We start from the raw sequence: 12,992 nt of genomic DNA on the forward strand, positions 1-12,992 counted from the left end.
TGACATCCATAGGGGCATCAACCTCCGCTCCGCGGTCTCCCGGGTGCTCAGTTCGCGCTCCCGCGTGGAGAACGAGCGGTGGACCGCGTTCCGGTCGCATTACGGCATCGATGCCGCGTATTGCTTGCCCGGAATTGAGGGCGCGCACGAGAAAGGCGGGGTGGAGGGGCAGATCGGCTGGTTCCGCCGCAATCACATGGTCCCCGTCCCCGAGGTCGCCTCCCTCGCTGAGCTCAACGCGATGATCGAGCAGTGGGATGAGCTAGACGAACGGCGCCGGATCGGCTCCCGTCCGCGGCCGGTGAGCGAGTACTTCGCCGTCGAACGGCCGCTGCTGCAGCCGTTGCCGGACGAGCCCTTCGAGACGGGACGGCTGTTCAGCCTGCGGGTGGATCGCTTCAGCCAGATCAGTGTCCGCACCAACCGCTACTCGGTGCCGGTGCGGCTGATCGGGCGGACGGTGAGGGCGATACTGCACGCATCCGAGTTGGTCGTCTACGACGGCCAGCAGGAGATCGCACGCCATGAACGGCTGATCGCCAAGGGGAAGGCCCGGCTGGATCTGGACCACTACCTGGAAGCTCTGGTCCGCAAGCCCGGCGCGTTTCCCGGGGCCACCGCCCTCGAACAGGCCCGTTCCGCAGGGAAGTTCACGCCCGTCCACGACGCCTGGTGGGAGGCGGCGAAGGCCACCCACGGCGAGCGGGACGGCACCCGGGCCCTGATCGAGGTCCTGCCGATGGGCCGCCACGTCCCCCACGAGCACCTGGTCGCCGGGCTTGCATCCGCGCTCAGGGCAGGCGCCCTGACCGCGGACGCCGTCGCCCTGGAGGCACGGAAGGCGGCCGAAGCCGACGAGGTCGCTGCTTCTGTCCCGGCCAAGCCGGACCGGACGAACGTGACCTCGCTGACCGAACGGCGGCTGGCCCAGCTGCCGCCCGACACCCGGCCGCTGCCCTCGGTCGCGGCCTACGACCAGCTGCTGCGAGCCCGGCAGCCGGCCGATCGCCCCGCCATCCAGGGAGAGATGCCGTGACACTCAAACGCCACCGCGGGCTGACCGAACAGGCCGCGACCGCCGCCGTCGACCAGGCATGCCGCATGCTGAGGCTGCCCACGATCCGGGCCCAGTTCCCCGAACTCGCCGAAGCCGCCGCCCGCGACCAGATGTCCTATCGCGGCTTCCTCGCCGAACTGCTGATGGCCGAGTGCGACGACCGGGCCCGCCGCCGCTCCGAACGGCGCATCAAAGCGGCGCAGTTCCCCCGGGAGAAGTCGATCAGAGCCTTTGACTTCGACGCCAACGCGAACATCGACGCAGCCGTCATTCACACCCTGGCGACCTGCGAATGGGTCAAGAAGGGCCTGCCGCTTTGCCTCATCGGCGACTCCGGCACCGGCAAGTCCCACCTGCTGATCGCGCTCGGCACCGAGGCCGCCATGGCCGGCTTCCGGGTCCGCTACACACTCGCCACCAAACTGGTCAACGAGCTAGTCGAGGCGGCGGACGAAAAAATCCTGACCAAGACCATCGCCCGCTACGGACGTGTCGATCTCCTCTGCATAGACGAACTCGGCTACATGGAGCTGGACCGCCGCGGCGCTGAGCTGCTGTTCCAGGTGCTCACCGAACGCGAGGAGAAAAACAGCGTCGCCATTGCCTCCAACGAATCGTTCGGCGGCTGGACCAGGACATTCACGGATCCGCGGCTCTGCGCGGCCATCGTCGACCGCCTCACCTTCGGCGGGAACATCATCGAGACCGGCACCGACTCCTATCGGCTCGCACAGACCCGTGCACAACAGCAAGCCACCACTTGACCTCCGGATCCGGTCCCGCAGAACACACCTCGTGATCAAGAATGGACCAGTCGATTGCCACGCTGACCACAGATCACAGCCACCGCGCTGAAGGAGGAAACTGGTTTGGCCGCCCCCTTGGATGTTCTGGTGTCCACGAGCGTTGGTGCCGTCGCAACCATCATTGGCATCGTGGTGGGCGGCTTCGTCGGCCGCCGCAGCCAGAACCAGCAATGGCTGCGCGACACCCAGACAGCTGCCTACGGAGCCTTCCTCCAGGAGTTCACCGCGGTCGAGATCGAGCTGCGTGAGGCATACCTCGACGACCGGCCCAACAACGCCAACTGGCCACCGTTCAACGCCGCCTTGACCTCACTCAGCCTGGTCGCCACCCCCGACGTTGCGAATGCCGCCGGCGACCTGGCCGATGCGATCGGCCGCTTCGCGCTCCTGGTCGCCGACCGCGGCCCGAAGAACCGTGACAACCTGCAACGGATCATGGCAGAACTCGCATCCGAACAGCTCGCCTTCGTCAACGCGGCCCGCAGCTCCCTCGACGGATCCCAGCAGCCCATCAACCGGCAGCTGGGAGGACCGCCGCCATGGCGCGAGATCGAGCCCTACGTCCCCACACCAGGCGCCGCTGACTGACGTCGCTCCTCAGTGCACAGGGTGGGGCCAAAACTCGCTCCCGAAAACCGCTTCCAAGATCGCTAAGTGGGCCCAGGAATGACTCGGCCACTTCACGTCCCGTCACCGCGGCTTCGATCCGCCTTTGGCTCAAGCCATGATCAGCCACACCACAAGGCATCGGCCCGCCAGTACCTACGACCCCTGAACCACCGGAAAGAACCTGGGAGGCGTGCGTCACCGCCACTGGACGTCATCGCGCTGCTGGGCCGCGCCGTGGCCCGGCGATCTCGGCAGAAAGAGCAGTCTTCCTCCACTTGGCCTTCGTGACACGATCTGGGTGTGACGACGTTGTTCCTGACAGTCGGCCTGCCAGGTGCCGGGAAGACCACGAGAGCTCGGCAGCTGGCCAAGGAGCACAGCGCGCTGCGGCTGACGCCGGATGAGTGGATGATCCCGCTGTTCGGCGATCCGCAGCCGGAGGGGAAGCGCGATGTGCTGGAAGGACGGCTGCTCTGGCTTGGTCTGGAGGCGCTGAGGCTGGGAACCAACGTGGTCCTGGATTTCGGATGCTGGTCTCGTGACGAAAGGTCCGCGATCCGCTGGTTGGTGATGTCTGTGGGCGCGTCCTGTCAGCTTGTGTATGTGCCGGTGGACCATGAGACCCAACGTGCTCGGGTCGCTCATCGCCAGTCGACCACCCCTGATCAGACCTTCGCGATGAGCGAGACGGACCTCCTGCACTGGAGGACACTGTTCGAGGAGCCCGACGCCACGGAACTCGATGGACATGAGGTTGGAGATCCGCCTCCTGGATGGTCAGGATGGCTGGAGTGGGCCGCCGATCGGTGGCCGTCACTCGCGTGACTGTCCGGCCAACCTTGGTGCGGCCCAGTACTGGCGCGGGAGCCTGGGGCCAGCCGCCGTGCGCTCCGAAAACGTTGCTAGTTCTCATCGACATTTCCGAGCCCTGTGATGGCTAAGTGCTCCCCAAAACCGTCGACAAACGTTGCCAGCTCCCACCTACAGGACCAGCCGCCGCTACTGGACTCCCGACCACCAGAGTTGAGGGAGTCGGTCGTCTGGGCAGGGTGGTCGGCATGGCAGACGTTGAGGAGCGGGAGGCTGCGCGGGCGCTGGCCACGCAGGCCCGGAACGTGACGTGGGCGGCGGACGGTACGCCCTGGCAACGGTTCTTACGCGCGATCAGCGGTGGCAGATGGGGTCGACAGCCCTCCGGCTGGACCGTCATCCGGCTGGATGCACCCTGGCAGGACACTTCCTCCTCGGAGCGGCCCGGCTGGAGGGAGCGGGCGGCGAACCTCGCCGGCGATGTCGCCTTCGCAGTCGACTACACCGTCTGCGCCGCCTGCCGAATCGGGTGGGTCGAGTGGCCCTACACCATGGAGAAGTACCAGCGGTGCGGGCTGGCCACCGCGGGCCTGGAAGCCTCGAGCACCCCGGCCTGTCCTGGCACACCCTGGGCGGCCACTTCCAGGACTCCCGCCCCTTCTGGGCTGCTGTCGGCGCAGGCGTGCCAGGAAGCTATCAGCAGCGCGAGACATGCCCACACGTGCCCGAGAGATGAGCCCGGCCAGGCGCGCCAGCAGGGCGGCGGTCGCCTCGAACAGAGTCGAAACAGCTCTGCTTGGGCGAGTTCTCAGGCGCGACGGAGCCCCGCTGAATGACCGGTACCCCTTGTCATGCCGCTGATAGGGACGACTTCCCATGCATCCAGCGCAGCGGTGCGGCCGGCGGATCGTCCCAATAGGGCTGGAAGCATGGCCTTCCAGGGTGTGTGCCCTCCTGCGCGCGACGTCGGCAGGTGCCCTCCCGCTTGTTGCAGGAGACGCACAACAAGCCGCGGACAAGGCCAGTGTGATGGTCGTGGTCGATGGTGCAGGCGGGGGCGCTGCAAGTGGCGCACGTGCCGTCCTGGATGTCGTGCAGCCGCCACCAGGCGTACCAGATGGGAATGCGCTCCTCCGGCCACCGCTCGGGCAACGGGCCGATCCAGGGCCGGGGTAGATATCGAGGCGCCACCCAGCCCCCGCACCTGTGCTCCGGCGGAACATGCACGGCCGCTATCGGCGGACCCAGCTCCGCGTCCTGCCAATACGGCAGAAAGTCGCGGCGGGCGTGGCGATGGCAAAAGCCCTGACCTCGGGTGGGGCTCCATAGGTGGTAGCCGGCTGAACCGTCCAATGGGCACCGGGCGTACCGCTGATCCCGTATGCCGAGGTCGTCCGGCGCGCAGGGTTCTTTCCCGGCGCGTCGGCGAGCAACAGCGTCGATGATCGCAACCACGCACCGCCCTTGTGAAAAGCCCGAGGGAATCAACCGACGGCGCCTCCTGCCGCCCGTTGCTCTCTGTCAGCAAGCAGCTCGACAGCCCGCTCCCTGGTCACCTTGCTCAGGCGCGCATATGGGAAGTCCGGCCCCCATTTCGGTTCCCAGCCTGGCGCGTTTCGGTACAAATGCAGCAGCGAGTGAATGCCGCGCCGTACGGCCTCTTTGTGAGCCGGCCGTCTGACGGAGCTGAGCGTTGCCAACTGATCAAGAATGCGCTGCAGCAGATCGGCGTATACAGCCGCGCGACCGGGCCCCCAGGTGAAAATCAGGCGGATCTGCTCATCCGTGAATCCACCGGCTCTCAACGCGCTGATCACCTCATCCATGGGTACAGGCCAACCGTCACCAGCAACGAGAGCAAGCGCCTCCTCACCGTCGAGGCAATCGCGCAGGAACCGGATCTGATCGCGCACCGTGTCATCTCTCATACGCCGCATCATCCTGCCCGCTGCGGGCTCGCGTGGGTCGAACGGGCCTATGCCCTATGGCTGGCTCCCGAGCAGCTCAGTGAAGAACCGGCGAAGCATCGCTGGAGCACTGTTCAGGCCCAGCTCGTACCCACCGAATCGATACACCTCGTAACCCTTGAGCCGCAGCGCCGGGACTGTAAATCGTTCGGTGTAACTCCCGATCATGCAAGATGCATCGATGACCAGTGAGAACGTGTCCGAGCACGAGGCTGCCGGGTCGGCAGCGGCGGTGTCGGCGAAGGCGGTGGACGACCAGCCGGTTGACGAGCTGGTGAGCCGCGCCCAGGCCGAAGGCCTTCAGTTGACCGGCGAGCGCGGGCTGCTGCAGCAGTTGACGAAGCAGCTGCTGGAATCCGCCCTCGAGGGCGAGATCACCGATCACTTCGGCTATGACAAGCATGATCCGGCGGGCAAGGACGGTGGCAACTCCCGCAACGGCAAACGGACAGACCCCACCCCGGTCATCCCGGCGGGCCGCCGTGGCTCTGGTGGTGGGTTAAAGCCTCCACCGATCCCGGAGCGGTTCAGCAGGCTCCTGCTCCGGGTGTATTGGACAGCAGTTGCGACCAGTGGTGGGCGTTGCTGGCCTGGCAGATGTGTTGGGCGATCTGTCCGGTGTCGAGGTCCCAGAGCCGCAGTTCGCTGCTGCCGCGAGTCGTGCGGCTGACGCTGCTTGCGAGGGTACGGCCGTCGGGGCTCAGTGCCATACCCGTGATCATGTCCGTGTGGCCGCGGAGAACGGCTTCGGTGCGCCGTGTACGGACGTTCCACAGGCGCATGGTGTGGTCGTGGCTTGCGGTGATCAGAGTTTCTCCGTTCGGGGTGAAGGCGAGCTTGGTGACGGCGTCGCTGTGCCCGGTCAGGGTAGCTGTCGCCTGATAGGTGGCGGTGTCCCACAGCTTGGCGGTGCGGTCGGCGCTGACTGTGGCGAGCGAGCGGCCGTCGGGGCTGAACTCCACGGCGTAGACAACGTCTTTGTGGCCGGTAAGGACTGCCCTGGTCTGGTGGCTGGTGGTATCCCACAGCCGGACGGTGCCGTCGGCGCCGGTGGTGGCGAGTGTCCGGCCATCGGGGCTGTAGGCCACGTCGAAGACGGCGTCGGTGTGGCCGCGGAGGGCGTCAACAAGGCGCCGGTGGTCCACGTTCCACAGCCGTACGGTGTGGTCGTAGCTCACTGTGGCCAGGCTCTGGCCGTCGGGGCTGAACGCGACGGCCAGCACTCTGCTGTGATGGCCCTTCAGGACGGCAGTCTGCCGGTGGGTAGCGGTGTTCCACAGTCGGACGGTGCGGTCAGCACCGGTGGTGGCCAGCGTGTGCCCATCAGGGCTGAATGCCATCGCATATGCCGAGTCGTCGGGACCGGCAAGAGTCGCCACCGGCCGTCGCCGGCTGACGTCCCACAGCTGGACGGCCTCGCCGGAGGCGGTGGCCAAAGTGTGGCCGTCAGGGCTGAAAGATTCCCCCGCAACGTCCACCTCGTCCCCGAGTTCGGCTATGGGTCTCCGGGTGGCAGCGTTCCACAGCCGGACGGTGCCGTCGGCGCCGGCGGTGGCCAGAGTCTGGTCGTCGGGGCTGAAGGCCAGAGCGTTCAGGAAGTCGGTGCGGACGGTGAGGGTGGTGGTATCCCGCCGTGTGGCGGGATACCACAGTTTGGCGGTGCCGTCAGCGCTGGCCGATGCCACGGTGCGGCCGTCTCGGGAAAATGCGACCGCCGTCACAGAATCGCTGTGGCCGTTCAGCGCCGAGATCAGTTGCTGCGTCGCAACGTTCCACAGGCGAAGAGAAGAGTCATCGCTGGCCGTGACCAGGGTGTGCCCGTCGGGTGAGAAGGCCACCGCTCGGACCGCGTCCGTGTGCCCGGTCAGGGTTGCGGTAGTGCGGCGCGATGCCGTGTTCCACACCCGTGCGGTGCGGTCAGCGCTGGCTGCGGCCAGGGTGTGCCCGTCCGGCGCGAACGCCACCGCCAACACTGCTCGGGTGTGCCCGGCGAGGGTGGCCGTCGTCTCGTGGGTGTGCGTGTTCCACAGACGTATCCCGCCTTCACCTCCGGCGGTGGCGAGAGTGTGCCCGTCGGGGCTGAAGGCCAAGGCGTTCACGGCGCTGGCGTGGCCGGTGAGGGTGGCGGTTTCCCGGTGCGTGGCGGGGTTCCACAGCTTGACGCTGTGGTCGGCGCTGACGGTGGCGAGAGTGTGGCCGTCGGGGCTGAAGGCCAGAGCGTTAACTGTGTCGGTATGTCCCCTGAGCGTGGCGATCAGCTGGCGTGTCGCCGTGTTCCACAGCTTGACGCTGTGGTCTTTTCCCGCCGATGCCAGGGTATGGCCGTCGGGGCTGAAGGCCACCGCCTGCACGCTCTGGGTGTGCCCGGTCAGTTGATTGGCCCCCCACATGCTGTAGGCGCTGATCAGGCTGCTGCGGGTCTCCACATTGGGGGCCTGCTGGAAGCCTTTCAGCGCCATCAGCATGGCCGCCTCCGGTTGTTGGGACAGGAGTGCGTCACTTCTGGCAGCCAGTTCGCGGGACACGGCGGCGCCGCGCTGCTGTTTCGCCGCGCGCTGCGCCCCTATTGCCCAGATCGCGGCCGAGGTGGCGATCAGGAGCAGAAAACTCAGCAGCGCCACCGCCTGACGCCGCAGCTGCATCCGGCGGCGGAGTGCAGTGTGTTCGGCTGCTTGCGCAGCCAGACAGGCATCAAGGAACGCCTGTTCCGCAGCGGAAAGTGATCCGCGGTCAAGTCGGGTGGTCTGTTCCAGGCGCGTGCCGCGGTACAGGGCTCCCGCGTCCCGGTCCAGCTGCTCCCAGGTGGTGGCGGCCTCGGTCAGCTGGCGGTGGACGCGCAAGTGCTGGCGGTCCTGTTCGATCCAGTCCCGCAGGCGGGGCCAGGCGGTGAGGAGGGCTTCGTGGGCGATCTCGACCGTGTTGTCGTCGAGGATGACCAGCCGGGCGCGTGCGAGGCGTTCCAGCACCTGGCCGACCTCACCCGGCTGGTCGCTGTCGAGTTCGTCGCGGCCGGCCGGCCGACGCGTATCGGGGGCCCCATCACCGGGTGTGACCAAACGCAGCATGATCTGCCGCACGTGGCGTGCGTGGCTGGGGTGCAGTTGGGTGTGGAGGGCTTCTGCGGTCTGGGCGATGGCGCCGTGGATGCCGCCGGCGGCCTCGTAGGCGGCGAGGGTCAGTGTGCGTTTGCGGCGCCGCCGCCAGGTCTCCAGCAGAACGTGCGACATCAGCGGCAGGCTGCCGGGGTGGGCCGTGACGTCGTCGACGAGGCGGGCGGTGAGGACGCGCTCCACGATCAGGCCAGCGGCGGCTGCGGGTTTGACGATCGCATCCCTCAGTTCCACGGGCGTCATCGGGGTGACCAGCAGGGTGGCCTCGCGTACGGCGGCGGCGAGAGCAGGATGCTCGGCCAGGCGGCCGAAGAAGTCTGCCCGCACCGCGACGACGACCCGTAGCCGGCTTCCTGGGGTGCGGGCGGCCAGCAGCTGGCCGATGAACGCCTCTCGTTCCGCCGGATCACTACACAGGGTGAAGATCTCCTCGAACTGGTCGACCACGATCACCGTGTCAGCGCGGGAAGGTTCGGGCTGCAGCAGGTGAGCGTGTGTGTCGGCAGGCCGGGAGCCCGGGGTGAGAATGCGCAGGGCGGCCGGGCGCTCGCCGGCGTCCGCACTCTGCAGAACGGGGATGAGCCCGGCGCGCAGCAAGGAGGACTTGCCGCTGCCGGAGGCACCGACGACGACGGTGACGCGGTGTCCCTGCACGAGCGAGGTGAGGTCTGCGATGAGCTGGTCGCGTCCGAAGAACACGTCCCGGTCCTGCGGCTGAAACCGCCGCAAACCCATGTAGGGCGACACCGCGTCGTCGTCATCGTCGGACGGTTCGGCCAGATCCTGCTCTCGTGCCTGGTGCCAGCGCCGCTGCCAGTCCTCGAGCCGGCCGCCGCAGGCGGACACATAGGCCAGCGCCACGGGCAACGAGGGCAGCTTTCCGCCCGCGGCCGCGTGAGCCAGCGTCGCCGCCGAGAATGACGTGCGCTCCGCCATTTGCCGGTACGTGAGACCCCCCGCCTCCTGACGTAACTTGCGCAGCTCAAACGCGAAGCACGCCACCGGGCCCTCAGCGGGATCCACCGGCCGTTCCCGACGTCCCACAACTCCCCCCCCGTCACAGGAAACGCTTCACCGACGCTACCCGCGCAGCCCCGCCGGCGCCACGGCCCACGGACAGCACCCGGCCACCGACACGACGTTGGGGCGGCGAGCGCGGCGGCCAGACGGCGGGCGGCGACGGAAGCAGAAGCGGACAAGAGTCCCCCAGACAGTGCGGGTAGCCCCGGTAGGCGGCCTTCTCGGCTGGGGCAGGGCGGGTGCGGTGCGCGGGTGGCGGCCGGGCCGACCGCGCACCCACAGTCTGCCCATCTCGTGCAGGATTTAGGAGGTAATCACGGGCTGTGTTACCTATGCCAATATTTCCATGGCTCTTAGTTGCATTCTCCAGCTATGTCGCTGGTGCGTGATGTCGACGGCGTGACAGCTCCGGCCTCCTTGGAGGCGTTGGCCGAGCCCTCGAGCTCGCCATGTCACGCCACCCCGGCGCGGCACAGACATCATCCGAAAGTGAGTAACAGCCCCACGCCGCGGAGGCTCCAGGACCCAGGCGCCATGGGTCGGGCCCGCGGCACACTCGCGTCAGACCTGGCATTCCGGGACCCGGCGGCCGGCCGCCGCGCGAGCCCGGTGGGCCGGCGGCACGGCCATGCGCCAGATCCAGAAGTCCGAGCATTGTCTGAAGTGGTCAAAGTGGCCTGCCAGACAATCGGCGAACCGTGAAAGGTCATGTTCTGCACGCAACGGGGCGGCATGTGCCCGCTCCAAGCGGCACCGGCCCAGAACACAGCTCTTCGATGGGGCCTCCCTTGTCCTGACGTGAAAGGCACAGCATGTCCTTGCAGAAAGACGAGAACCGGAAGACGCGCCGAAACCACAGGGGCCGGCGGACCCTGCGCGGTCTCGCCGTGGCAGGCGCGGGGGCCGTTCTGGTTACCGTGATGTCCGCCGCGCCAGCATCCGCGGCCTCGGGATCGGGCTTCAGGGCGATTCAGGGAAACACGGGCGCCATAAGCGTCCATTGGGACGCCCAGTCGCCCACCTTCATCAACAAGATCAGCGGGGGCTGGGTCTCTGCCACGGGCGTGGCCAATGCCCGCATCCACGTCCGGGTCCTCGACGCTCAGAACAGGGAGATGTTCGGCAGGGACCGCTCGTGGACCGGCAACCGGCGCGACGAAGTCGCCGATTTCGAGGTCACCGTTCTCATGCCTCGTGCCGCCTCGCGGGTCTGCGCCACGCTCTACGAGGCGGGCGGCTATATGGACACGGCTTGCTCTCCGGTCTTCTTCTGATCCCGGCACGCATCGGCCCGGGTACCCCGTCCCCTTCTCCGAGAGGAAGAACGACAGTATGAAGCGCATGGCCGCCGCCATAGCCGCGGGAATCGTCCTGACAGGAACCGCTTCCGCCTCCGCCTCCGCCTCTGCCCCCGAGGCCGCAGACCTCAGGGTGGTGTGCCAGTCGACGACGCTCTTCGTCACCCACGAGTTGTGTGTGACCTTCCAGAACGTGAGCGACGCCGACGTCGAGAAAATGGAAGTCCGTGCCACGACCAGCACCGGCAGGGGCCACTGGGAGCTGTTCGGCCCGCACGGCACCATCAAGAACAGCTACGACGGGGAATGGAAGAACCTCTCGCACTACTGGTCCGGATACGAGGACGGCGCGAACGGTGACCTGTGGTGCGCTGTCTTCTGGAAGGACATGGGTGGTGGGAGCGGCTACATCAAGGGCACCCAGCCGCTGTGCGTGAAGGCGACCAACCGGTGGTGAACGGCTGGGGCCGCCGGGAACACGGCCCGATGCGATGGTCTGTCAGCCCACGTGCCGGGCGGGCAGTGGCTGTGTCCCCCTGACCTCCAGGAGGCAGGAGGACCCGGCCGACGTACGACGGTGCTGCCCCGCGGCAATCAGGTCCACCATGGATTCGTAGGTCGTAGCGCACAGGCGTAGCTGTGGGCCGGGCAGGACTTCTGCCCGGCCCACAGCTGTGTGGTCTCACCGGCGGGTCGTGTACATGTGCACGATGTCGCCCATGGGCTCTACCGTGCCGTCCGGGTTCTCCTGGAAGCCGGGGCCCGAGTTGAAGCGCAGTGTGGGCCCGCGCTTGCTCAGCTGGACCCGGTCGAGCGCGGCAGGCCGGTCCGGGTGCCCGATGACGGCCCGCTCGCAGGTGTCCGCGAGGTCCTGGTTGCAGCTGTTCACTCGGCTGAGCCTGACCTCTTCCGCGGATGTGCCGTGGCCGGGGACGAGGACGAGCTGAGCCGTGGGGCTGACCGGGAACCTGATCTCGTGAGCACCCTCCAGGCCGAACCCTCGGTAGGCGTCCTCCGGAGTTTCCGGGCGCCAGAGCACGAGGGGTGCGTCGGAGGTGAGGAAGATCGGCTTGCGGCAGGTCTCGAGCCGCCAGTGCCGGGCACGGTACTGCGGGATGCACACCCGGACCGAGCTGAAGGTCACTGCGACCGCTTCGTCGTGGGTGGGGTCGTTGCCGCCGTTCATCGCCCGCGTGCCGTGGTAGTAATCCCAGGCACCCTGGGCTTCGGCTTCCTGCGGCGGGCGACCGAGATGCTTGCGCGTCAGGTACTCGGTCATCAGCGCCAGGTCGACCTCCCGGCCGTTCGCGTAGGCGGTGACATCGCGCCCGAAGCGCAGCATCGTGCGCTTCCGCGGTGTCCTGGCCATCTGCGCAGCCAGGTAGAGGCACAGCAGCTCGCGGTCGCCGGTGCCCACGGCCGGAGGCATTCCCGTCTCGTCTATTCGGCGCAGGGCGGCAAGGCCTTGCCCCTCCAGGCCGCTGAGCTCGTGCTACCGGTCGCCGGTGGGGTTCTGCGGATCGTCCTTGTCGATCTCGAAGGTGACCTTGCCCCCGCCGGCCGGGACGGTACCGGTCGCGGTCTGCTTCGGAGTGTCCTTCGCTGCCGCGCACCGCATCACGCCCCGGGCAGCACCCGCCGCGTACAGGTCCAGCTCACTGCCGGCGGGCGCCGCCGGCACTACCGGCGTCCCCGCAGCGGCCACCGGCGCCACCAGTGCGGTCGGCACGGCCGGTACGGCGGCGTCGGCATACTTCCCGGCGCGCATCGCGGCCGTACGAGTGGACGGCAGATGCCGGGAGTTGCACTACGTATCCCTGCAACGGCAGCTGTTCACCCTTGTCGAGAAGGCGGCCTGGGAGGCCGGACACGGCGAGGTGCTGGACGCATGGGGCGACGTTCTCGACCTCATGCGACCGCGAGAGGCAGGCAGCGATGCTCCCTGAGCTGTGCTTCACAGCACCGGAGCCGCCTTGGATGGCTCCGCGCGATCTGCGTGCCGGTTCCCTGGTGGACCGACGGCATCGATCTGGCGCCTGCTGGCCGCCGAGCCCGGGGAACTGAGCTTCGCGGGCCTTGTCGGCGGCAGCGCTGATCCCCGCAACGAGTGGGTGATCCGCGAGGTCCCGGCCGACATCGTCGTGGAGGCAACGTTCACCAACCTCACCGACGGCGAACCCGCCCTCTCCCACGTGCGCTGGGCCCTGCGGGCGAGACCTTGAAGTCCTGGCCGGAGAAGCCGGCCCGCGAGGCGCTTCTCGCTTTCGCGGGCCACTTGCGTTCACTGCCTCGGTGGACGGTTGCCCGTCTCAGGA

11 protein-coding genes and 1 pseudogene are annotated in these 12,992 nt (G+C 67.8%); 8 read left to right on the forward strand and 4 right to left on the reverse strand.

What is annotated here, in order from left to right; all coding sequences use genetic code 11:
• From AOK23_RS27140 to AOK23_RS27155, 4 genes are all read left to right on the forward strand, one after another.
• A partial coding sequence (locus AOK23_RS27140; RefSeq protein ID WP_055715248.1) for a Mu transposase domain-containing protein occupies positions 1–1,036 on the forward strand: 1,036 nt, incomplete at its 5' end.
• Positions 1,033–1,821: an IS21-like element helper ATPase IstB gene (gene istB, locus AOK23_RS27145; RefSeq protein WP_055715249.1), complete on the forward strand. Its 789-nt coding sequence runs from the start codon at positions 1,033–1,035 to the stop codon at positions 1,819–1,821. The genes AOK23_RS27140 and istB, both read left to right, overlap by 4 nt.
• 105 nt (positions 1,822–1,926) lie before the next feature.
• On the forward strand, positions 1,927–2,451 hold the full coding sequence (locus tag AOK23_RS27150; protein WP_157878167.1) for a hypothetical protein: 525 nt from the start codon (positions 1,927–1,929) through the stop codon (positions 2,449–2,451).
• A gap of 321 nt (positions 2,452–2,772) precedes the next feature.
• Positions 2,773–3,297: a P-loop nucleotide/nucleoside kinase family protein gene (locus AOK23_RS27155; RefSeq protein WP_055715251.1), complete on the forward strand. Its 525-nt coding sequence runs from the start codon at positions 2,773–2,775 to the stop codon at positions 3,295–3,297.
• 834 nt (positions 3,298–4,131) lie between these two features.
• Here the strand turns inward: AOK23_RS27155 and AOK23_RS51720 are convergent.
• Positions 4,132–4,737 carry an endonuclease VII domain-containing protein gene (locus AOK23_RS51720; RefSeq protein WP_338056524.1) on the reverse strand — a complete coding sequence of 202 codons (606 nt, stop codon included), beginning with the start codon at positions 4,735–4,737 and terminating at the stop codon, positions 4,132–4,134.
• Between the two features lie 170 nt (positions 4,738–4,907).
• On the opposite strand from AOK23_RS51720, the gene AOK23_RS48990 reads away from it, so the two are divergent.
• Both AOK23_RS48990 and AOK23_RS50335 read left to right on the forward strand, forming a co-directional pair.
• On the forward strand, positions 4,908–5,441 hold the full coding sequence (locus AOK23_RS48990) for a hypothetical protein (protein ID WP_206336303.1): 534 nt from the start codon (positions 4,908–4,910) through the stop codon (positions 5,439–5,441).
• Positions 5,431–5,787: pseudogene (locus tag AOK23_RS50335) on the forward strand (transposase); the annotation flags it as partial. The gene AOK23_RS48990 and the pseudogene AOK23_RS50335, both read left to right, overlap by 11 nt.
• Here AOK23_RS50335 and AOK23_RS27165 read toward each other — a convergent pair.
• Complete coding sequence (locus AOK23_RS27165; RefSeq protein ID WP_420823755.1) at positions 5,777–9,403, reverse strand: nSTAND1 domain-containing NTPase; 3,627 nt, start codon at positions 9,401–9,403, stop codon at positions 5,777–5,779. The pseudogene AOK23_RS50335 and the gene AOK23_RS27165 overlap by 11 nt on opposite strands.
• A gap of 788 nt (positions 9,404–10,191) precedes the next feature.
• Here AOK23_RS27165 and AOK23_RS27170 point away from each other — a divergent pair.
• Together AOK23_RS27170 and AOK23_RS27175 are read left to right on the forward strand one after the other, a co-directional pair.
• Positions 10,192–10,653, forward strand: coding sequence for a hypothetical protein (locus AOK23_RS27170; RefSeq protein ID WP_055715254.1), 462 nt, complete (start codon positions 10,192–10,194; stop codon positions 10,651–10,653).
• 58 nt (positions 10,654–10,711) lie between these two features.
• Positions 10,712–11,134, forward strand: a complete 423-nt coding sequence (locus AOK23_RS27175) for a hypothetical protein (RefSeq protein ID WP_055715255.1) — start codon at positions 10,712–10,714, stop codon at positions 11,132–11,134.
• A 225-nt stretch (positions 11,135–11,359) separates the two neighbouring features.
• On the opposite strand, the gene AOK23_RS27180 is transcribed toward AOK23_RS27175, so the two are convergent.
• Together AOK23_RS27180 and AOK23_RS27185 are read right to left on the reverse strand one after the other, a co-directional pair.
• Complete coding sequence (locus tag AOK23_RS27180) at positions 11,360–12,154, reverse strand: DUF4238 domain-containing protein (RefSeq protein WP_079049724.1); 795 nt, start codon at positions 12,152–12,154, stop codon at positions 11,360–11,362.
• 15 nt (positions 12,155–12,169) lie between these two features.
• Positions 12,170–12,445: a hypothetical protein gene (locus tag AOK23_RS27185; RefSeq protein WP_055715257.1), complete on the reverse strand. Its 276-nt coding sequence runs from the start codon at positions 12,443–12,445 to the stop codon at positions 12,170–12,172.
• Between the last annotated feature and the right edge of the window lie 547 nt (positions 12,446–12,992).

The organism is Streptomyces torulosus (genome assembly GCF_001419765.1).
In the GTDB taxonomy this organism is placed as follows: Bacteria; Actinomycetota; Actinomycetes; order Streptomycetales; family Streptomycetaceae; genus Streptomyces; species Streptomyces torulosus.